At 57.4% G+C, this 21181-nt stretch carries 20 protein-coding genes and 2 pseudogenes; 17 read left to right on the top strand and 5 right to left on the bottom strand.

Going from position 1 to position 21181, the window contains the following annotated elements:
* Positions 1 to 339 precede the first annotated feature (339 nt).
* The 4 genes from phaC (AUC61_RS02130) to AUC61_RS02115 all read left to right on the top strand — a co-directional run bounded on the left by phaC (AUC61_RS02130) (position 340) and on the right by AUC61_RS02115 (position 5713).
* On the top strand, positions 340 to 2019 hold the full coding sequence (gene phaC, locus AUC61_RS02130) for a class II poly(R)-hydroxyalkanoic acid synthase (protein ID WP_243244244.1): 1680 nt from the start codon (positions 340 to 342) through the stop codon (positions 2017 to 2019).
* A gap of 243 nt (positions 2020 to 2262) precedes the next feature.
* Positions 2263 to 3117 (top strand): poly(3-hydroxyalkanoate) depolymerase, encoded by an 855-nt coding sequence (phaZ, locus tag AUC61_RS02125; protein ID WP_243244243.1) that lies wholly within the window; start codon positions 2263 to 2265, stop codon positions 3115 to 3117.
* A 156-nt stretch (positions 3118 to 3273) separates the two neighbouring features.
* Positions 3274 to 4959: a class II poly(R)-hydroxyalkanoic acid synthase gene (gene phaC, locus AUC61_RS02120; protein WP_243244242.1), complete on the top strand. Its 1686-nt coding sequence runs from the start codon at positions 3274 to 3276 to the stop codon at positions 4957 to 4959.
* 139 nt (positions 4960 to 5098) lie between these two features.
* Entirely contained in the window at positions 5099 to 5713 is a 615-nt protein-coding gene (locus tag AUC61_RS02115) for a TetR/AcrR family transcriptional regulator (protein ID WP_243244241.1), read from the top strand.
* A 244-nt stretch (positions 5714 to 5957) separates the two neighbouring features.
* On the opposite strand, the gene AUC61_RS02110 is transcribed toward AUC61_RS02115, so the two are convergent.
* The 3 genes from AUC61_RS02110 to AUC61_RS02100 all read right to left on the bottom strand — a co-directional run bounded on the left by AUC61_RS02110 (position 5958) and on the right by AUC61_RS02100 (position 7787).
* Complete coding sequence (locus AUC61_RS02110) at positions 5958 to 6800, bottom strand: phasin family protein (RefSeq protein WP_243244240.1); 843 nt, start codon at positions 6798 to 6800, stop codon at positions 5958 to 5960.
* Positions 6801 to 6810: 10 nt separating this feature from the next.
* Positions 6811 to 7236: a phasin family protein gene (locus AUC61_RS02105; RefSeq protein WP_243244239.1), complete on the bottom strand. Its 426-nt coding sequence runs from the start codon at positions 7234 to 7236 to the stop codon at positions 6811 to 6813.
* A 272-nt stretch (positions 7237 to 7508) separates the two neighbouring features.
* A complete protein-coding gene (locus tag AUC61_RS02100; RefSeq protein ID WP_243244238.1) occupies positions 7509 to 7787 on the bottom strand; it encodes a polyhydroxyalkanoic acid system family protein in 279 nt (92 codons plus the stop codon).
* Between the two features lie 143 nt (positions 7788 to 7930).
* Here AUC61_RS02100 and ubiE point away from each other — a divergent pair, with 143 nt between their 5' ends.
* From ubiE to AUC61_RS26545, 13 genes and pseudogenes are all read left to right on the top strand, one after another.
* Entirely contained in the window at positions 7931 to 8701 is a 771-nt protein-coding gene (gene ubiE / locus AUC61_RS02095; RefSeq protein WP_243244346.1) for a bifunctional demethylmenaquinone methyltransferase/2-methoxy-6-polyprenyl-1,4-benzoquinol methylase UbiE, read from the top strand.
* The gene (locus AUC61_RS02090) at positions 8701 to 9324 is read left to right on the top strand and encodes a ubiquinone biosynthesis accessory factor UbiJ (protein ID WP_243244237.1); all 624 of its coding nucleotides are present in this window, start codon (positions 8701 to 8703) and stop codon (positions 9322 to 9324) included. Before ubiE ends, AUC61_RS02090 begins: the two co-directional genes overlap by 1 nt.
* Positions 9321 to 10940: a ubiquinone biosynthesis regulatory protein kinase UbiB gene (gene ubiB, locus AUC61_RS02085; protein WP_243244236.1), complete on the top strand. Its 1620-nt coding sequence runs from the start codon at positions 9321 to 9323 to the stop codon at positions 10938 to 10940. Before AUC61_RS02090 ends, ubiB begins: the two co-directional genes overlap by 4 nt.
* A gap of 68 nt (positions 10941 to 11008) precedes the next feature.
* The gene (hisI, locus tag AUC61_RS02080) at positions 11009 to 11401 is read left to right on the top strand and encodes a phosphoribosyl-AMP cyclohydrolase (protein WP_243244235.1); all 393 of its coding nucleotides are present in this window, start codon (positions 11009 to 11011) and stop codon (positions 11399 to 11401) included.
* 3 nt (positions 11402 to 11404) lie between these two features.
* Positions 11405 to 11737, top strand: coding sequence for a phosphoribosyl-ATP diphosphatase (locus AUC61_RS02075; protein WP_122664128.1), 333 nt, complete (start codon positions 11405 to 11407; stop codon positions 11735 to 11737).
* Between the two features lie 41 nt (positions 11738 to 11778).
* Positions 11779 to 12051, top strand: a complete 273-nt coding sequence (locus AUC61_RS02070) for a twin-arginine translocase TatA/TatE family subunit (RefSeq protein WP_243244234.1) — start codon at positions 11779 to 11781, stop codon at positions 12049 to 12051.
* 10 nt (positions 12052 to 12061) lie between these two features.
* Positions 12062 to 12553, top strand: coding sequence for a Sec-independent protein translocase protein TatB (tatB, locus tag AUC61_RS02065; RefSeq protein WP_243244233.1), 492 nt, complete (start codon positions 12062 to 12064; stop codon positions 12551 to 12553).
* The gene (tatC, locus tag AUC61_RS02060; protein ID WP_243244232.1) at positions 12550 to 13344 is read left to right on the top strand and encodes a twin-arginine translocase subunit TatC; all 795 of its coding nucleotides are present in this window, start codon (positions 12550 to 12552) and stop codon (positions 13342 to 13344) included. The genes tatB and tatC overlap by 4 nt, the downstream gene beginning before the upstream one ends.
* A complete protein-coding gene (locus AUC61_RS02055) occupies positions 13341 to 14048 on the top strand; it encodes a 16S rRNA (uracil(1498)-N(3))-methyltransferase (RefSeq protein ID WP_243244231.1) in 708 nt (235 codons plus the stop codon). Before tatC ends, AUC61_RS02055 begins: the two co-directional genes overlap by 4 nt.
* 285 nt (positions 14049 to 14333) lie before the next feature.
* A pseudogene (locus tag AUC61_RS26830) lies at positions 14334 to 15392 on the top strand (methyl-accepting chemotaxis protein); the annotation flags it as partial.
* Complete coding sequence (locus AUC61_RS26825) at positions 15384 to 16247, top strand: methyl-accepting chemotaxis protein (protein WP_479692263.1); 864 nt, start codon at positions 15384 to 15386, stop codon at positions 16245 to 16247. The pseudogene AUC61_RS26830 and the gene AUC61_RS26825, both read left to right, overlap by 9 nt.
* Positions 16248 to 16532: 285 nt before the next feature.
* Positions 16533 to 17726 (top strand): annotated as a pseudogene (locus tag AUC61_RS26550) (methyl-accepting chemotaxis protein); the annotation flags it as partial.
* A gap of 33 nt (positions 17727 to 17759) precedes the next feature.
* The gene (locus AUC61_RS26545) at positions 17760 to 18476 is read left to right on the top strand and encodes a methyl-accepting chemotaxis protein (RefSeq protein ID WP_422764888.1); all 717 of its coding nucleotides are present in this window, start codon (positions 17760 to 17762) and stop codon (positions 18474 to 18476) included.
* A gap of 111 nt (positions 18477 to 18587) precedes the next feature.
* On the opposite strand, the gene AUC61_RS02040 is transcribed toward AUC61_RS26545, so the two are convergent.
* On the bottom strand, positions 18588 to 18749 hold the full coding sequence (locus AUC61_RS02040) for a YqaE/Pmp3 family membrane protein (protein WP_049826708.1): 162 nt from the start codon (positions 18747 to 18749) through the stop codon (positions 18588 to 18590).
* Positions 18750 to 19127: 378 nt separating this feature from the next.
* Positions 19128 to 20906 carry an acyl-CoA dehydrogenase C-terminal domain-containing protein gene (locus tag AUC61_RS02035; RefSeq protein ID WP_243244228.1) on the bottom strand — a complete coding sequence of 593 codons (1779 nt, stop codon included), beginning with the start codon at positions 20904 to 20906 and terminating at the stop codon, positions 19128 to 19130.
* Positions 20907 to 21181 lie beyond the last annotated feature (275 nt).

Here is a 21181-nt window from a genome sequence, read left to right as displayed (position 1 = left end):
CCGCACCCCAGAGCCGCCCGGCGTTTTAGGACGCACTTTCTAATTCCTTTTGCTTGAATGTGCCGCGCAGCGGCCAATGATTGGTGCTGCTTGCGATTTTTCGCAATCTCGCGTAACCAATGGTTTTGGCAAGTTCCCTGCATCCTCAAATGCAGTTGAAAGGTTTGCAAAGAAGTCGTCGCAAGGAGCGCAATTGTTCACGCGTCCACCGCGACGGCCACCTCTTCAGGGATAAGCGGTTTAGCCATCATCGGTCACCCGAGCAGTAGTACCGGCATCTGCCTGTGTCACTGATTCACAGGGAAGCGGTACTCACCACAGGACAATGGAGCGTCGTGAATGAGTAGCAGAAACAACGATGACCTGCAGCAACAAGCCTCGGAACACACGCTGGGTTTGAATCCGGTGGTTGGCCTGCGGCGCAAGGACTTGCTGACCACTGCCCGCATGGTCCTGCGCCAGGCGTTGAAACAACCCTTTCATAGCGCCAAACACATCGCGCACTTGAGCGTCGAACTCAAGAACGTGCTTCTGGGTAAATCAGCCCTGCAGCCTGCTCCGGAAGACCGGCGTTTCAATGACCCGGCCTGGAGTCAGAACCCGGTTTACCGCCGTTACTTGCAGACCTATCTGGCCTGGCGCAAGGAACTGCATGACTGGATCGGCGACAGCAATCTTTCCCCTCAGGAAATCAGTCGCGGGCACTTCGTCATCAATCTGATGACCGAAGCCATGTCGCCCACCAACACCGCCGCTAATCCAGCAGCAATCAAACGCTTCTTCGAAACCGGCGGCAAAAGCGTTCTCGACGGCCTGTCTCACCTGGCCAAGGATCTGGTGCACAACGGCGGCATGCCCAGCCAGGTCAACATGGACGCTTTCGAAGTCGGCAAGAGCCTGGGCACCAGCGAAGGCTCGGTGGTGTTTCGCAACGATGTGCTTGAGTTGATTCAGTACAAGCCAATCACCGAGCAAGTGCATGAAAGGCCGCTGCTGGTAGTACCGCCGCAAATCAACAAATTCTACGTGTTCGACCTGAGCCCGGAAAAAAGCCTGGCGCGTTTTTGTCTGCGCAGTAACGTGCAGACGTTCATTATCAGCTGGCGTAACCCGACCAAGGCTCAGCGCGAATGGGGCTTGTCGACGTACATCGATGCGCTCAAGGAAGCCGTCGATGTGGTCACCGCCATCACCGGCAGTAAAGACGTCAACATGCTCGGCGCTTGTTCAGGTGGCATTACCTGCACTGCGCTGCTCGGCCATTACGCCGCACTGGGCGATCAGAAGGTCAATGCCCTGACGTTGCTGGTCAGCGTGCTCGATACCACGCTGGACACCGACGTCGCGTTGTTCGTCGACGAGCAAACGCTGGAATCGGCCAAGCGCCACTCGTATCAGGCGGGAGTACTCGAAGGCAGCGACATGGCCAAAGTGTTCGCCTGGATGCGCCCCAACGACCTGATCTGGAACTACTGGGTCAACAACTACCTGCTCGGCAACGAGCCGCCAGTGTTCGACATCCTGTTCTGGAACAACGACACCACCCGCCTGCCCGCCGCCTTCCACGGCGACCTGATCGAGATGTTCAAGAACAACCCGCTTATCCGCCCCAATGCGCTTGAAGTGTGCGGTACGCCTATCGACCTTAAACAGGTCACCAGCGATGTGTTTTGTCTGGCCGGGACCAACGATCACATCACGCCATGGGGCTCCTGCTACAAATCAGCACGGCTGTTCGGTGGGAAGACAGAATTTGTACTGTCCAGCAGTGGCCATATCCAGAGCATTCTCAACCCGCCCGGCAATCCAAAGGCACGCTATATGACCAACAGCGAGTTGCCGGTCGATCCGAAGGTCTGGCAGGAAAACGGCACCAAGCACACCGACTCCTGGTGGCTGCACTGGCAGAACTGGCTAAGCGAACGATCCGGCAAACTCAGAAAATCCCCGGCGATTCTGGGCAGCAAGGCTTTCCCGGCTGGTGAGGCTTCACCGGGGACCTACGTGCATGAACGCTAGGGGCTGATGCGACGGGTGGAGTCAGGAACGGCTGCCGATGGCCGTTACAAAGGTAGGAGCTATCTCGCGGCAGACAGAAAACTGTAGGAGCTGCCGAAGGCTGCGAAGCATTTTCAGCCCCTTTCGCAGCCTTTGGCAGCTCCTACAGTAACCACTGACATTCCACATCGGCGCCCGGCCTCGGGCGATCTGGTCAAAGCGCAGGACGGCTTTTCCAGCGGTTTAACCCACAGGGCTTCGCGCATGCCGCAACCGTTTATTTTTCGCACCATTGATCTGGATGGCCACAGCATCCGGACTGCTGTACGCCCAGGCAAGAGTCATCTGACTCCACTGCTGATTTTCAATGGTATTGGCGCCAACCTCGAGTTGGTGTTCCCTTTCGTTGACGCGCTGGACCCAGAGCTGGAAATCATCGCCTTCGATGTGCCCGGCGTCGGCGGCTCTTCGACGCCCAGTCGCCCGTACCGGTTTCCCGGTCTGGCTAAACTGGCGGCACGCATGCTCGACTATCTGGACTATGGCCAAGTCAACGCTATCGGCGTTTCATGGGGCGGCGCGCTGGCCCAACAGTTCGCTTACGACTACCCGGAGCGCTGCAAAAAGCTGGTGCTGGCGGCGACAGCAGCGGGGGCAGTGATGGTACCCGGCAAACCGCGAGTGCTCTGGTTGATGGCCAGCCCGCGGCGCTACATACAACCGTCTCACGTCATTCGTATTGCACCGGAAATCTACGGTGGTGCGTTCCGGCGTGATCCCCATCTGGCCGCCAACCATGCCGCGAAGGTCCGTTCGTCCGGCAAGCTGGGCTATTACTGGCAACTGTTTGCAGGCATGGGCTGGACCAGTATCCACTGGCTGCACAAGATTCATCAGCCAACATTGGTGCTGGCAGGCGACGATGATCCACTGATCCCGTTAATAAATATGCGCCTTCTGGCTTGGCGGATCCCCAACGCCCAGCTACACATAATCGATGACGGTCATTTGTTCCTGATCACCCGCGCTGAAGCAGTTGCCCCCATCATCATGAAATTTCTCCAGCAGGAACGTCAGCGCGCCGTGATGCATCCGCATCCGACACCGAGCGCACACTGACCATCACAGACACACAAGGATTCCCGACACAGCACCAACGCTTCACCGACTGCGCCGTTTGAATGGAAGTTATACGGCGCAGAACGACGCACGCCCTCAAGGGGCGCGTCTGCACAGATGTATCGGTCGATGGCACAACGAAGGAGTGTTGCCCCCATGCGAGAACGATCAACCAAAGGCGCCGAGACCACTCCGGCGACTTACATCAATGCACAAAGCGCGATTACTGGTCTGCGCGGCCAGGATTTGTTTTCGACGTTGCGCAAGGTTGCAGCCCAAGGCTTGCAGCATCCATTGCGCAGCGCCCGGCACGCGCTGGCTCTGGGCAAGCAAGTCGGCCGTGTCATGCTGCTGGGCGAGACGCCCTATCAACTGCCTGCCCGCGACACCCGCTTCGCCGACCCGACCTGGAGCCTGAACCCGCTGTATCGTCGCGGGCTACAGACTTATCTGGCATGGCAGCATCAGGTCAGGCACTGGATCGATGAGACTGACCTGTCCAAGGATGATCGCGAACGGGCACACTTCATTTTCTCGCTACTCAACGATGCTCTCTCACCCTCCAATACCTTGCTAAACCCGATGGCGGTTAAAGAGCTGTTCAATAGCGGCGGCAACAGCGTGGTCAAAGGCCTTGGTCACATGTTCGATGACCTGCTGCACAACAACGGCCTGCCCCGACAAACCACCAAAGACGCTTTCGAAGTAGGCCGCACAGTGGCGGCGACTCAAGGCTCGGTGGTGTTTCGTAACGAACTGCTGGAGCTGATCCAGTACAAGCCCATGAGCGAAAAACAGTACGCCAGGCCACTGTTGATCGTGCCTCCGCAAATCAACAAGTACTATATTTTTGATCTGAGCCCAGCCAACAGCTTCGTCCAGTACTGCCTCAAGAACGGTTTGCAGACGTTCATGATCAGTTGGCGTAACCCGGATGTGCGGCACCGTGAATGGGGGTTGTCCACCTACGTTCAAGCCACCGAAGAAGCGATGGCTGTATGCCGGTCCATCACCGGAGCCAAAGAAGTAAACCTGGTTGGTGCGTGCGCTGGAGGACTGACCATCGCCGCGCTGCAAGGGCATTTGCAGGCTAAGCGGCAACTGCGCAAAGTCGCCAGCGCGACTTACATGGTTAGCCTGCTGGACAGTCAGATCGAAAGCGCCGCGACGTTATTCATCGACGAAACGACACTAGAGGCCGCCAAGCGTCGCTCCTATCAGCAAGGCGTGCTGGACGGTCGGGACATGGCGAAGATCTTCGCCTGGATGCGGCCGAATGATTTGATCTGGAGTTACTGGATCAACAACTACCTGCTGGGCAAGGCACCCCCCGCTTTCGACATTCTGTACTGGAACAACGACAGCACCCGGCTGCCCGCCGCATTGCACGGCGATCTGCTGGACTTCTTCAAGCACAACCCGCTGACTCACCCAGGGGGACTGGAAGTTTGTGGCACACCCATTGACCTGCAGAAGGTGACCGTGGACAGCTTCAACGTCGCGGGCATCAACGACCACATCACGCCATGGGACGCGGTTTATCGTTCGACACTTCTGCTGGGTGGCGACCGTCGTTTCCTGCTAGCCAACAGTGGCCACGTGCAGAGTATTCTCAACCCGCCGGGTAACCCCAAAGCCAATTACGTCGAGAGCGGCAAACTCAGCAGTGATCCACGCGCATGGATTTACGACGCAAAAAACCATGAGGGCAGTTGGTGGCCAGCCTGGCTGGAATGGATACAAGCCCGGTCGGGCACTCAGCGCGAGACCCGGATGGCGTTGGGCAACGCTACTTACACGCCCATGGAGGCTGCACCGGGGACTTATGTTCATGTTCGGTAAAACGCTTGGCACTAATCCCTTGTAGGAGCTGCCGAAGGCTGCGAAAGCGGTGTGCCATAAGGCCCCGATTCGTAGCCTTCGGCAGCTCCTACAAGTGCACACATTTCCATTCGAAATTATCTGCCAACAAGAAGACCGGATGAAAACCCGCGACCGAATCCTTGAATGCGCCCTGACGTTGTTTAACCAACAGGGTGAACCCAATGTCTCGACTCTGGAAATTGCTAACGAACTGGGTATCAGCCCTGGCAATCTTTACTACCACTTCCACGGCAAGGAGCCTTTGGTGCTCGGCCTGTTCGAGCGTTTCCAGGCAGAGCTTTCGCCACTGCTAAACCCACCCGAAGATGCACAACTGGCCGCCGAGGATTACTGGTTGTTCCTGCATTTGATCGTCGAGCGACTGGCGGCTTACCGCTTCCTGTTTCAGGACTTGTCAAACCTGGCAGGACGGTTGCCCAAACTGGCTCGCGGTATTCGCAACCTGCTCAATAGCCTCAAGCGCACGCTGGCGTCGTTACTGGCACGCCTGAAAGCGGAAGGCCAGGTCATTAGTGATACCCAGGCATTGGGGCAACTGGTGGAGCAAATCACCATGACCTTGCTGTTCTCGCTGGACTACCAACGAATTCTGGGGCGTGAAGCTGAAGTGAGGGTCGTGGTTTACCAGATCATGATGCTTGTCGCGCCGCATCTGACGCCGGGTTCACGGTATGCGGCGCAGCAACTGGCGAGACATTATCTGGAGGAATGAATTCTCGCAGTACTGACAGTTCTTCAGGCAGTGGCTCTGCCTCTGACACTCTGCGTTGGCGCAACAAACACATATCCCTGTGGGAGCTGGGCTTGCCCGCGATAGGGTCAACCTTTTTTACGGGCATGCACCGAGTTATCGTTTATCGCGGGCAAGCCCAGCTCCCACAGGGATTGCATTTGAGCCCCAATAAAAAAGCCCGGCCTGCTTTCGCAGGTCGGGCTTTTGCATTACAGCCCTTGAATCAGGACTGGCTGGCCGGTGTCGACGGCGTAGTCGATGCCGGTGCTGCTGCGGTATTGGTCGCCGCGGGCGTTGGCGTTGCGGTTGGTGCGGCTGCGGGTTTCGGTGCAGGTTTAGCCGCAGCCTTCGGTGCCGCCTTTGGCGCAGCAGGTTTCCTGGCAGCGGCCGGTTTTTTCGCCGCAGCCGGTTTGCTGGCCGCTACGGACTTGGCTTTGGTCGCTGTTTTAGTGGCGGCCTTGTTCGCCGCAGCAACGGGTTTGGCTGCTGCTGCCTTGACTGCCGGTTTGGCCGCTGCGGTTTTTGTCGCAACTTTATCGGCGGCCTTGGCAACCGGTTTCGCGGCGGCCTTAACCAGTGGTTTGGCGGTGGTTTTGGTCGCTGGTTTAGACGCCGCGGCCTTGGAAACAGGCGCTTTTGAAACAGGAGTTACCGACGCACCTGTCAGCTTCTCGATTTGCTTGGTCAGCAGATCAACCTTGCTGTGCAATGCCTTTACTTCATTGCGGCTCGGTACGCCCAGACGCGAAATGGCGCTGTTCAGACGCTTGTCGAAAGCCCCTTCCAGCTCACTCCATTTACCCAGCGCGAGGTCTTTGACATCACCCACACGAGACTTCGCAGCCTTGGCAGAGTCCTTGGCCGAATCGACTTGTTTATCGACTTCGGCCTTGGTCTGTTTTTCGGCCTTTTCGCCATCTTTTACCAGGGTTTCAAAAAGCTTACTGCCGTCATTGCTGATCTTGGAGTAAGCGCCTAAACCAGCCAGCCAGATTTGGCGGGAGTACTTCTCGACCTCGCCAATCCAGGAGCTGCCTTCTTTCTCGATTTTTTTCTTGCCAGCCATCCTGCTCTCCTTATTGTTTACGCGCGACACGTTCAAGCAATGCCGTCAGCTCATCGAGCTTAGCAGAGAGTGTCTCCACATCATGTTTAGACGGTATACCTATGCGATTCAAGGCGCTGGCGACCCGCCGATCGAATGCGCTTTCGATTTTGTCGAGTTGCAACTCGACTCGCCCCTTGACCGATGTCAGCTCGCTTTTAGCGGAATCGATCTCGCTGTTGGCTGCATCAACCTTATCGTCGATCACCTGTTTGGCTTTCTTCTCGGTCTGCTCGCCAACTTTGACCAGCTCCTTGAAGTACTCAGCGCCTTCCTGACCCGCCCAGGAGTAGGCACCCAGCCCCGCCAGCCAGACCTTGCGGGCATACAGGCGGACGTCGGAGACCGACTTGGTTTCTACGTCTTTGACTTTTTTCTTCAACGTAACTTTGGCCATGATGAACCTCACGCTCGAATATTTGAGGATCGCCCCCAGGGACAACGGGGCATGGACACGAAATTAGCCGGAAAAATTAGAATGCTCACCCTAGGTTTGGGTGATGTTGAAGGGGTGTAGGAAATCGCGACGCCGCTGCAAAAATTAATTCTGTAGGAGTGAGCTTGCTCGCGATTCGATAGATCATTCAAATCTTATTCGGCGGACCTGGCGCCATCGCGAGCAAGCTCACTCCTACAGAGAAATTTGCCAGCCACCGGCATGTTGTCGCATCAGGCCAATAACGCTTTATCCAGCTGCCGCTCGACTTCTGCCTGAATCTGCCCGCTCATGGCCGACAGGAAAAAATTCAGCTCCAGGTTAACGCGCACCAGCGCGTCCTCGACATCAACAGTCCCTTTGGCGCCCTTGCCTTCCAGTTTGACGACGTCGCCTTTCCATTCGTGCTCGATACCGTACTTGTCGGCAAGCTTCTCGACCAGCAACTCAGCCTTCTCGCGGGCCTTTTCCTTACCCAGCGTGTGCGGGCGTTCAACAGTAATTTTGGCCATCCAGGGGCTCCTCCAGCGCAAGGTAAATCGTGGGGCAACTATAACAGCCACCCCGGATGAAGAAACTGTTGGCGGTGAGCCTTGTCAAGACAAAGCCAGCCACGGCGATTAGAATGGCAACACTTTATTCCGGTGAACGCGATATGAATGATCCGCGCAAAGGCAGCGATGCCGAACCTACTACTCACTTCGGCTACAAAAAAGTGCCGGAAAGCCAGAAGGCCGAGAAAGTTGCGGAGGTGTTCCACTCCGTCGCAGCCAAGTACGACCTGATGAACGACCTGCTCTCCGGCGGCATGCATCGCCTCTGGAAGCGCTTCGCAATCGAACTCTCCGGCGTTCGCACCGGCAACCGTGTGCTGGATATCGCGGGCGGTACAGGCGACCTGACCAGGAAGTTTTCCCACCTTGTTGGCCCTACCGGCGAAGTGGTGCTGGCTGACATCAACGCGTCCATGCTCAAGGTCGGTCGTGACCGTCTGCTGGACCTGGGCGTGGCAGGCAACGTCAAATTCGTTCAGGCCGACGCTGAAAAGCTGCCGTTCCCTGACAACCATTTCGACTGCGTGACCATCGCTTTCGGCCTGCGTAACGTCACTCACAAGGAAGATGCGCTGCGCTCAATGCTGCGTGTACTCAAGCCGGGCGGTCGCCTGCTGGTGCTGGAGTTCTCCAAGCCGACCAACAAGCTGATGTCCAAGGCTTATGACGCTTACTCCTTCGCGTTCATGCCGCTGATGGGCAAGCTGGTCACCAATGACTCGGAAAGCTATCGCTATCTGGCCGAGTCGATCCGCATGCACCCGAATCAGGAGACCCTGAAGTCGATGATGGTCGAAGCCGGTTTTGACCGTGTGACCTACCACAACATGACCGCAGGCGTCGTGGCACTGCATCGCGGCATCAAACCCTGATGTTGCTTAGCGGCTTGCTCGCCAGCGTCGAGCACGGCATCAACCGCGTGTTGCGTCTGGACAGCACCGCACTGCCACGCCTTGAGCGTCTGTCGGGCAAAGTGATTGTGGTGGATTGCCGTAACCCGTCGCTGAAGCTGTTCATCATGCCCAGCGATGAAGGCCTGCTGCTGGCCTCCCACTGGGAGGTCGAGGCCGATTGCACACTGCGCGCGCCTGCGGCCAGCCTGATGAGGCTGGCTGTGAGCCAGGACAAGAGCGCGGTGCTGCATGGTCCCGATGTCGAACTGGACGGTGACAGTGGCGTGTTACTGGAACTGGTCGGCATCCTTCAGGATCTCGAACTGGACTGGGAATACGAGCTGTCCCGCTGGCTCGGCCCGGTAGCCACTACCTTGCTGGGTGATCACCTGCGCAGCCGCGCACGCTGGAGCAAAGACAGCTTCACCAACCTCAGCCAGAGCCTTGCGGACTATTTGAACGAAGAGTCGCGCACGCTGGTGGGGAAACATGAAGCCGAAGCACGTTTTGCCGAACTAGACCGGATCAAACTTGATCTGGAACGCCTTGAGGCGCGCTTTGAGCGTCTCGCCCAATCCTCTGACTCCAGCGATAACGCATGAAGCTGCTTGCCGTCCGCCGTTTGTTTCGTATCCAGCGTGTCGTGATCCGCTACCGTCTCGATGACTTGCTGTTCGCTCTGCCGCTGCCCTGGTGGATGAAAGCCACGCGTTTCGTCATGCCGTGGCGCTTGCTGCCGCGCAATAACGCCGAGTTGCCTAGAGGGGCGCGCCTGCGTCTGGCGCTGCAGGACCTTGGTCCCATCTTCATCAAGTTCGGGCAAATACTGTCTACCCGCCGCGACCTGCTGCCCGAGGACATCGCCGACGAACTGATGCTGTTGCAGGATCGCGTTCCGCCGTTCGACCCACAAGTGGCGATCAAACTGATCGAGGAACAACTGGGTGCGAAAATCAGTGAGGTGTTCAGTCGTTTCGACGTAACACCGCTGGCCTCGGCTTCGGTGGCGCAGGTCCACGCGGCGCGCCTGAAGACGGGCGAAGAAGTCGTTGTCAAAGTCGTGCGGCCGGGCCTCAAGCCGGTCATTGGCCAGGATCTGGCCTGGCTATTCATTCTGGCCCGTACCGCTGAGCGAATGTCCGCTGACGCCCGTCTGCTGCACCCGGTCGACGTGGTTGCCGACTACGAGAAGACTATCTACGACGAACTGGACTTGCTCCGCGAGGCGGCCAATTCAAGCCAGTTGCGACGCAATTTCGAAGGCTCGGAACTGCTTTACGTGCCTCAGGTGTACTGGGACTGGTGCCGCCCGAAAGTCCTGGTCATGGAGCGCATCTACGGGATTCAGGTCAACGACCTGGCCACCCTGGCGGATCAACGCACCGACATGAAGTTGCTGGCCGAACGCGGCGTGGAGATTTTTTTCACCCAGGTATTCCGCGACAGCTTCTTCCATGCCGACATGCACCCCGGAAATATCTTCGTCAGCACGGTCAACCCGTGGAGTCCGCAATACATCGCTATCGATTGCGGGATCGTCGGCAGCCTGACGCCGGAAGATCAGGATTATCTGGCCCGTAACCTGTTTGCCTTCTTCAAACGCGATTATCGTCGCGTTGCCCAGTTGCACATCGATTCGGGTTGGGTGCCAGCAGAAACCAAACTCAACGAGTTTGAAGCCGCGATTCGTACCGTATGCGAGCCGATCTTCGAGAAGCCACTCAAGGATATTTCCTTCGGTCAGGTGCTGATGCGTCTGTTCCAGACGGCCCGACGCTTCAACATGGAAGTCCAGCCGCAGCTCGTTCTGCTGCAGAAAACCCTGTTGAACATCGAAGGCCTGGGCCGTCAGTTGTATCCGGATCTGGATCTGTGGAGCACCGCGCAGCCGTTTCTGGAGCGCTGGATGCGTGAACGCGTCAGCCCGAAAACATTGTTCGGCAATCTGCAATCTCAGGTCGAGCAAATACCTCACCTGGCCAACATGACACGCGACCTGCTGGAGCGCATGTCGCAACCGCACAAGGCCGATCCGCCGCCGCCCTGGCGCGAGCGCGGTGATGGCTGGGCGTTACGCTTGCTGGGTTCGGCGCTGCTGGGCGGCGGTGCGGTAATGGCCTCGTCGCTGTTCGCTGAAGGCACTGCACTGGTGGCGCCGATCGCCTGGCCCGCCTGGATCATGCTGGTGGCGGGCCTGTATCTGGTCATCCGCCGATAGCCAGCAGCGCTGGCCGCTGGCACACTGTTGAATCCGCCGAGGCCTGAAGCCCGGCTGCCGGAGTAGATATGAAAGACTGGCTGGACGAAATCAAGTGGGACAGCGACGGTCTGGTGCCTGCCATTGCTCAGGATCACAGGACCGGCCGCGTTCTGATGATGGCCTGGATGAACCGTGAGGCCCTCAGCCTTACCGCCGCAGAGAATCGTGCAATCTATTGGTCGCGTTCGCGTGGCAAACTCTGGCGTAAAGGCGAAGAATCGGGACATGTGCAGAAGCTTCACGAGCTGCGTCTGGACTGCGATGCCGATGTGATCATCCTGATGGTCGAGCAGATTGGCGGCATTGCATGCCATACCGGGCGCGAAAGCTGCTTCTACCGCGTCTATGAAGACGCCACCTGGAAGACCGTTGAACCGGTTCTGAAAGATCCTGAAGCTATTTATCACGCAGGACACTGAAACATGACTGATACCTTGACCCGCCTGGCCGAAGTGCTGGAGTCGCGCAAAGGTGCCGCTGCCGACAGCTCTTACGTCGCCAGCCTGTATCACAAGGGACTGAACAAGATTCTGGAAAAGGTCGGCGAAGAGTCGGTCGAAACCATCATTGCCGCCAAGGATGCCGCTGTAAGCGGCGATTGCAGCGATGTCATCTACGAAACCGCTGACCTCTGGTTCCACAGCATGGTGATGCTTGCATCACTCGGTCAGCATCCACAGGCAGTGCTCGATGAACTGGACCGTCGTTTCGGATTGTCCGGGCATGCGGAAAAAGCCGCACGCACCGCTGACTGACTTTCACTTTTCGAGCTTGAAATTTCTACGAGGATTGCTTCATGGGTATTTTTGACTGGAAACACTGGATCGTCATTCTGGTTGTCGTGGTACTGGTGTTCGGCACCAAGAAGCTCAAGGGTCTGGGCAGCGATGTCGGTGAGTCGATCAAGGGCTTTCGTAAAGCCATGAACGATGATGAGAAGCCTGCCGAGCAACCGCCGGTGCAACCTCAGCAACCGCCGCAAGCTGCGCCACAGGGCTCGCCCCTGAACCAGCCGCACACCATCGACGCGCAAGCGCATAAAATCGAAGAGCCAATCCGCAAAGACTAGGTCGTATTGAATGTTTGGTATCAGCTTCTCTGAACTGCTGCTGGTCGGTCTCGTCGCCCTGTTGGTGCTTGGCCCCGAGCGTCTGCCGGGCGCTGCGCGTACCGCCGGCCTGTGGATCGGTCGGCTCAAGCGCAGTTTCAATGCGATCAAACAGGAAGTTGAACGCGAAATAGGCGCCGATGAAATCCGTCGGCAACTGCATAACGAGCACATCCTGTCGCTGGAAGAAGAAGCGCGCAAGATCATGTCACCCCAGCAGCCACCCGCCAATCCGGCTCCGGCAGCTGAGCAGGCGCCCGCTGAACCGGTGGTTTCGACCATCCCGAACACGCCGTCTGTGACACCCGCGTCCGACTTGGGTCCGGCTGCTCCGGCGGGCACTTCGCCCGCTGCTGAACCGACGTCCCATGTCGAGACTGAACCTGCGCACGTGTCGCCAGCAGCGCCATTACCCAACGCATCTTCCGCCAACGATTCGTCACTGCCACCGCGAGCCCCATGAGCGATATTCCGGAAAACGACCAGCAAATGCCGCTGGTCTCGCACCTCACAGAACTACGTTCGCGCCTGCTGAAATGCGTCCTGGCGATTTTCGTGATCTTCGCCTGCCTGTTTTACTTCACCCAGAAGATCTACACCTTCGTTTCGGCACCGCTTCGGGTTTTCCTGCCCGAAGGCGCTACGATGATTGCCACCGACGTGGCGTCACCGTTCATCACGCCGTTCAAGCTGACCATGATGGTGGCGCTTTTCCTGGCAATGCCGGTGATCCTGCACCAGATCTGGGGCTTCATCGCACCGGGCCTGTACAAGCATGAAAAGCGCGTTGCTGTGCCATTGCTGGTGTCGAGCATCATCCTGTTCTATTCGGGCATGGCGTTCGCTTACTACCTGGTCTTCCCGCTGATTTTCCACTTCTTCGCCAGCGTGACGCCTGAAGGCGTTTCGATGATGACGGACATCGCCAGCTATCTGGACTTCGTCATGACCCTGTTCTTCGCCTTTGGCGTGGCGTTCGAGATTCCCGTAGCCGTCGTGCTGCTGGTCTGGATCGGCATCGTCGATGTGAAGTACCTGAAGAAGATTCGCCCTTACGTCATCATTGGCTGCTTCGTGGTCGGCATGATCCTGACCCCGCCGGACATCTTCTCCCAGACACTGCTGGCGGTACCGATGTGGCTGTTGTTCGAAGTTGGGGTGCTGTGCAGTTCGCTGATCACCAAGCGCGGTGATCATGCCGATGACCAGCCCGAAGACGACAGGCAAGACCAGCCGCCCGCGACTCAGCCGTGAATCTGCTGCTTCTCGAAGATGCTGATTTCGTAGAGGCTGACCGGGTCGTACTGCGCGACCGGCGCCTCAAGCACATGCAAGAGGTGCATCGCGCAGAAGTCGGCGACACCTTGCGCGTAGGCCGTATTGACGGCCTGTTGGGCAGCGCAGAACTGCTGCGATTCGAAGCACATGAAGCCGAGTTGCTCGTTACCCTCGACAGCGCCCCGCCCGCCAAACTCCCGCTAACCCTGTTATTGGCACTGCCCCGCCCGAAAATGCTGCGTCGGGTGTTTCAGACAGTGGCGACCATGGGGGTGCCCAAGGTCATTCTGCTCAACAGTTATCGCGTCGAGAAAAGCTTCTGGCAGACGCCATTCCTTGAACCTCAAGCTATTCGCGAGCAACTGATTCTCGGCCTTGAACAAGCACGCGACAGTGTGTTGCCCGAGATCATTATCGAAAAGCGCTTCAAACCGTTTGTCGAGGATCGCCTGCCACAACTGGCCCAAGGCACGTTGGGTCTGGTCGGACATCCCGGCAACTTCCCCACCTGCCCACGCGCTGTAACCGGGCAAGTCACCCTGGCCATTGGCCCCGAGGGCGGCTGGATTCCCTATGAAGTCGACCTGCTCAGCAAAGCAGGCCTGCAACCGGTGCAACTCGGCGACCGCATCCTGCGGGTTGAAACGGCGGTGACTGCGTTGTTGGCCCGGTTGTTCTGATAGACGAAACAAGCAAAGCGCTGTGGCTGGGGCACAGGGCGACCTCCGACCAAAAAAATACAATTTTCTGAGTTAGCCCAAATCCTGTAGGAGCTCACCGAGGTTACGAGGCCAGCGATAACGGTTTATCTGACGCACCGCCATCGCTGGCCTCGTAACCTCGGTGAGCTCCTACGGGGGAATGTATGCCTATCTAGAGCGCATCCTTCCCTTCAGTTCGACTCCTCCCTGCCGATGCATGTTGTAGGAAAATACCTATAACAAGTTCATCCCAAGGAGTTCCGCATGGGTTTGCTCGGCAAAAGTCTCGGCAATATGAGCGTCCGTCTAAAACTCGGGCTTGGTTTCGGCCTGGTTTTACTGTTGACCGCATTGATCACAGTGACCGGCTGGCTCAGCGTCGGAGCGCTGATCGAACGTGGCGACAAGCTAGGAGCGATCGCGGATGTCGCCAACCAAACCATGGAGCTGCGTATCCGCCGCCTGGTCTATGAGCGTCAGTACGATGCTGAAGCTGCTGCAGCCATGAATGCCACCCTCGATAAAGTCGACGCCAGCATCAAGAAAGCGCGCGGCATGGTCGTCAGCCTCGATAGCCAGCAGTGGCTGGAAGAACAGCAACAATCGGCCAATGACTATCGCAAAACATTCAACGAAATGATCAAGGCCATCACCGCCCGTGAAGCCAGCCGGAGCTTGATGGGGGATGCCGCCGACAGAGCTGTTGCCGAAATCGACAAAATCGAAGCAGCTTTGCTGCAGGGCGACAGCATTGTGCAGTTCAACGATGCCGTCGGCGTCAGCAAACTGATCCAGCAAGCCCGCTTTCAGGTCCGGGGCTACACCTACAGCGGTAAACCGGAGTTCGAAAAGAACGCCAGAGCCGCCATTGATGAAGCGCTGGTCGGTATCAATACGCTGGCAGGCAGCATCCCGTCGACCTACTTGTCGGGCCTGCAGGGCGCAACAGCCGGTTTGAAAGCCTATCAGTCAGCGGTGGACCAATACCGCGACGCACAGGCCGCCAGTAAAGAAGCGCTGGCAACGATGACCAAAGAAGGTACGGACCTGCTCGACCTGAGCGCAAAACTTAACGGTGACCAGTACAAGAAGCGCGAAGCGGAGAGTTCAAAAGCCAAATCGACCCTGACGCTGGTCACCGTGTTGGCCCTGCTGTTCGGCGCAATCGCGGCCTGGATCATCACCCGTCAGATCGTCGTTCCATTGCTGCAGACCCTGAACATTGTCGAACGCGTTGCCGGCGGCGACTTGAGTCATGACCTGATCGTTGATCGCAGCGACGAGATGGGTCAGTTGCAAACCAGCATTCAACGCATGACCGTCAACCTGCGCCAGTTGATCAGCGGGATTCGTGACGGGGTGACCCAGATTGCCAGCGCGGCAGAAGAGCTATCTGCAGTGACGGAGCAAACCAGCGCCGGGGTGAACAGCCAGAAAGTCGAGACCGATCAAGTGGCCACCGCGATGCACGAAATGACCGCCACTGTGCAGGAAGTCGCGCGTAACGCCGAGGAAGCATCTGAAGCGGCCGTCGCAGCCGATCAGCAGGCTCGTGAAGGTGATCGCGTGGTTAACGAAGCGATTACTCAAATCGAGCGTCTGGCCTCGGAAGTGGGCAACTCTACCGAAGCGATGAACGAGCTCAAGCGCGAAAGCGACAAGATTGGCAGCGTGCTGGACGTGATCAAGTCGGTGGCACAACAGACCAACCTGCTTGCCCTCAACGCCGCAATCGAAGCCGCGCGTGCCGGTGAAGCCGGACGTGGTTTCGCAGTGGTCGCTGACGAAGTGCGCAGCCTCGCCCAGCGCACTCAGAAGTCCACTGAAGAGATCGAGCAACTCATTGCAGGCCTGCAGAGTGGCACCCAACAAGTGGCCACGATCATGGATAACAGCCGGGAACTGACCGTCAGCAGCGTCGAGCTGACTCGCCGGGCCGGTAGCTCGCTGGAAAACATCACCAAGACCGTCTCGGCGATACAGGCAATGAACCAGCAAATTGCCGCTGCCGCAGAAGAGCAAAGCGCTACCGCCGAAGAGATCAATCGCAGCATTCTCAACGTGCGAGACGTCTCTGAACAAACCTCCGCTGCCAGTGAAGAAACCGCAGCGTCCAGCGTTGAGCTGGCGCGGCTGGGTAATCATTTGCAGGTGATGGTGAGCAAGTTCAAGGTTTAACGCCTGAATTGGAATGAGATTCCTTGTGGGAGTTGAGCTTGCTCGCGATAAGGCTGAACGCGATTCACTTTAGATCGCGTCCGGCCTTATCGTGAGCAAGCTCAACTCCCACAAACAGACCGCGCCGTGTCCGGAAATGGGGTGTAACCCCATTCACACACTTCACTCAGAATCCCCCTACGACCTGCTCAGGTCGCGCTCTTCTTTCTCCAGCCGATGCGCTGACAACGTAGGCCCTGGCTATTCAGGTGCCTACCTGTTTCGCACATTTGCAGGAGCTTCCCGATGTTTCGATGGATCAATCACACACTTGGCAATGCCAGCGTGAGACTCAAGTTATCGCTGGGTTTCGGCCTGGTACTGATGCTCACGATGGCTATCACCCTGACGGGCTGGCATGGCCTGGACACCATGATCGAGCGCTCGGAGTCCCTGACTTCCATCGGGCTGCTGAGCAACATGACCAAAGACTTGCGGACTGACCGCATCATCTATCGCCAGAAAAACAGCTCTGAAAATGCGAACAAGGTGGTCAATCAGCTCAATGGGCTAGAGAGCCATCTGGCCACCTTGCGTAAAGAAACCGACGACAGTACCAGCGTTAACTTACTGACCGGGCAAAGCAAAATCGTATCCGACATGGAGCACACCTTCACGACACTCAGTGAAGAGAACCAACGACGAGACTTGTCCCGAACCCAGCTTGAGCAACAATCGGAACAAGCGGTGCAGGCCGTTGCGCTGGTTGAGAGTGAAGTGCTTAAAGCAGTTAGCCAGGAACAGGACAATGGCGAACGGCTGGAAGAGTTCACCAACATCTCGCAACTCAAACAGCAGATTCAGAATGCTCGCTTTCAGGTGCAGGCCTACACCTTCACCGCGCACGAGGCCTACGAAACAGCAGCTATCGCGGCTATCGACGAATCATTGAAAGAGGTGCAGCAGATCGGCCAGGATCAGGCCGACGCCAGCCTGAAAGGCTTGCAACCAGCTAAAGAGGCGCTGGAGCGCTATCGTGCTCAGCTCACTCGTTTCAAGGACAGCCAGGTCAAAGTGGAAGCCGCTCAGGAAACGCTCGAAGACCTCGGTGACAAAATGCTGAGCAGTGTCGCCGAACTGCTTGCCCTGCAAAGCCAGCAACGCGATACAGAAGCAGGCGCCTCACGCACCACACTGAGCAGCGTTGCAGCGATGGCCATGCTGCTGGGTTTGCTTGCCGCGTGGGTCATGACGCAACAGATCATCGCGCCGCTGCGCGAAACCCTGGCGGCCGCAGAAAGAATCGCCAAGGGCGACTTGAGCAAAGACCTGCAGGTCCAGCGCAAAGACGAAATGGGACAACTGCAAGGCAGCATGCAGGCCATGACGCTGAGCTTGCGACAGTTAATCGGCGGGATCAGCCAGGGCGTCGCGCAGATTACCGATGCGGCGCAGCAACTGTCTGCCGTGACCGAACAGACCAGCATTGGGGTCAACAGTCAGAAAGACGAGACCGATCAGGTGGCCGCAGCCATGAACGAAATGACCGCTACCGTGCATGAAGTGGCGCGCAGTGCTCAAGATGCCTCTCAAGCAGCCGCGCAAGCCGACCAGCAGGCCCGGGAAGGTGATCAGGTCGTCGGTCAGGCTATCGGGCAAATCGAGCAGTTGGCAGAGGAGGTCAAGAAATCGACTCAGGCCATGAATCTGCTGAAGCTGGAAAGCGACAAAATTGGTGGTGTGCTTGATGTCATTAAATCAGTCTCGCAGCAAACCAACCTGCTGGCGCTTAACGCCGCCATCGAGGCCGCGCGAGCCGGGGAAGCGGGACGGGGCTTTGCCGTGGTTGCCGATGAAGTTCGCGGTCTGGCGCAACGCACCCAGCAGTCCACCGAGGAAATCGAAGACTTGATCGCAGCATTGCAGAGCGGCACTCAACAAGTGGCCACGACGCTGGACAACAGCCGCAGCCTGACCGACAACAGCGTGCAGTTGAGCCGCCGCGCGGGTAACGCGCTGGAGCAGATCACCCGCACTGTATCGACCATTCAGGATATGAACCAACAGATCGCCACCGCCAGCGAAGAACAAAGCGCGGTGGCCGAGCAGATCAACCGCAATATCATCAGCGTCAGGGATGTTTCAGAGCAGACGGCTGCGGCAAGCGATCAAACAGCCGCGTCCAGCGTCGAGCTGGCACGCTTGGGCACGCATTTGCAGGGAATGGTGGCGAAGTTTCGGGTGGGCTAGCGCGTTTATCTGTTGGAGCGAGGCTTGCCCGCGAAGAAAGATAACGCGGCGTTTCAGGCACACCGAGGCGATAGATTCGCGGGCAAGCCTCGCTCCAACATGTTCAGCGAATCACTTACGGCTGGCGATGATGTACACAGCGTGGATGATGCCGGGGAAGTAGCCAAGGATCGTCAGCAGGATGTTCAACCAAAACGCGCCAGCGAAACCAACTTGCATGAAGACGCCCACGGGCGGCAGCAGAATTGCGAAAATGATGCGAATAATGTCCATGGGTTAACTCCAGATTAAATGGCTCTCGTAAGCCACACAGCGAATGGACCCATGGGCGATGAAAGAGGTTCCATTTTGATCTGGCAACAAGCCATTACCTAACGTAACTGGGTGCCTCAATGGTATCGATCAAGCCCGCAGCTTGCCTGCAGTTAAATCGCCCCCAATAAGAAAACCCCGCCTAGGCGGGGTTTTGCAGACTGTTTCCCTGACATCCATTTCTCCCCACCATCCTGGCAGGCATCCTTACGTGTCCGTGTTATTTGTTGCGCTTCCTGCGCTACGTCCATGGAACAAAGATTAACTTTGGATCCATTACAGCGATAGAGGCCAAACAGCACCACGCACTGTAAGCAAATGCTTACAAAGCTTCTGTCGTCAAAATTGCGCCGCATCTAGCAGGAACAGCGACTCACTTCCCGCCTTGACCGACGCGCTCAACGAGTGGATACGCGGTAACAAGCGAGCAAAGTAGAAACGCGCAGTCCCCAGCTTGCTGGCGTAGAAATCTTCCTGAGCTTCCTTACCCAGCGCGGCTTTTGCCATCATCGCCCACAGGTAAGCGTAAGTGGTGTAGCCAAATACATGCAGGTACTCGACTGAAGCTGCGCCGATCTCCTGAGGATTATTGCGGGCGCGATCAAGAACCCAGTGAGTCAACTCGTCCAGCGTGTCGAGTGCCGCACCCAATGGCTTGGTGAACTCACTCAACGACGCATCAGAGCCAGCGATGAAGCCACGGACCTCATCAGCAAACAGCGTGTAATACGCCCCACCACTGCCCACGATCTTGCGACCGACCAGATCAAGAGCCTGAATGCCGTTAGTGCCTTCGTAAATCTGGGTGATGCGCACATCACGCACCAATTGCTCCTGGCCCCACTCACGAATATAGCCATGGCCGCCAAACACCTGTTGACCGTGAACGGTCGTTTCCAGCCCCATGTCGGTCAGAAATGCCTTGGCCACTGGCGTCAACAACGCCACCAGCTCATCAGCTCGCTGCTGCGCAATTTCGTCTTCGCTGAATTTGGCGATATCCAGCTGCATGGCCACGTAAGTGGAGAACGCACGGCCGCCTTCGTTGAGTGCCTTCATGGTCAGCAACATGCGCCGGACATCAGGGTGCACGATGATCGGGTCAGCCATTTTTTCGGGCTGTTGAGCGCCCGTCGGTGAACGGCTTTGCAGACGATCACGAGCATATTCAATAGCGTTCTGATAGGAGCGCTCGCCGGAGGCCAGGCCCTGGATACCGACACCAAGGCGCTCGTAGTTCATCATGGTGAACATCGCCGCCAGGCCTTTGTTCGGCTCACCGATCAGATAACCCGTCGCTTCATCGAAGTTCATCACGCAGGTTGCTGAAGCCTGGATACCCATCTTGTGCTCGATAGAGCCGCAGCTCACGGTATTACGCGCGCCCAGGCTGCCATCGGCATTGACCATGAACTTGGGCACCAGGAACAGCGAGATGCCTTTAGGACCTGCAGGAGCATCCGGCAGCTTGGCCAACACCAGATGGATGATGTTCTCGGTCAGGTCGTGCTCGCCGCCGGTGATGAAAATCTTCGTACCGCTAACTTTGTACGAACCATCGGCCTGAGGCTCGGCCTTCGTACGAATAATGCCCAGATCAGTACCGGCATGCGCTTCAGTCAGGCACATCGAGCCAGACCAGGCGCCGGAGTACATATTGGGCAGGTACGTCGCCTTGAGTTCTTCAGTGGCGTGGGTATTGATCGAAACACATGCCCCCGAAGTCAGCATCGGATACAGACCAAAGGCCAGGCTTGCCGAGTTGAGCATTTCCTCGACTTGAGCCGAAACCGCTTTGGGCATGCCCATGCCACCGAAATCAGGATTACCGCCAACGCCTACCCAGCCGCCTTCGGCATAGGTTTGATAGGCCTGTGGAAATCCACTGGGGGTGGTGACGGCAGTATCGTTCCAGCTGCAGCCTTGTTCATCACCATTGCGGCTCAGCGGCGCGATCCTCTTGCTGGTGACTTTGCCTGCTTCCTCCAGGATCGCTTCGACTGTCTCTGCATCAACCGTCTCAGCAAGTGCCGGTAACTGCGCCCAAAGCTTCGAGACCTCGAAGACCTCATTAAGTACGAAACGCATATCGCGCAACGGCGCTTTGTAGTCAGCCATGGCAAACCTCACTGGGACAGGAGCAGTACGTCTGAATGAAGGAATCGCGCGATGAATGCGCGAAGTCAGTGTCGATGGGACGAGTGTACTCCAACGCCGCTAGAGACACATAGGGTCGATATATGACCAAATCACATGCTTAAGTCACACTAATATCCAGCAACCGTCAGAGACCCACGACTGTCTGTGCTCATGCCATTTTCTGAAGGAGCCGCCCTGCTGTCCCTGACACCGCGCTGTCTCGCAGCAAGCATGGGATCTGTAGGAGCTGCTGA

Source organism: Pseudomonas maioricensis (genome assembly GCF_022790535.1).
Classification (GTDB): domain Bacteria; phylum Pseudomonadota; class Gammaproteobacteria; order Pseudomonadales; family Pseudomonadaceae; genus Aquipseudomonas; species Aquipseudomonas maioricensis.
The sequence above is the reverse complement of the archived record's forward strand: the minus strand, read 5'-3'. Positions and strand labels throughout refer to the sequence as shown.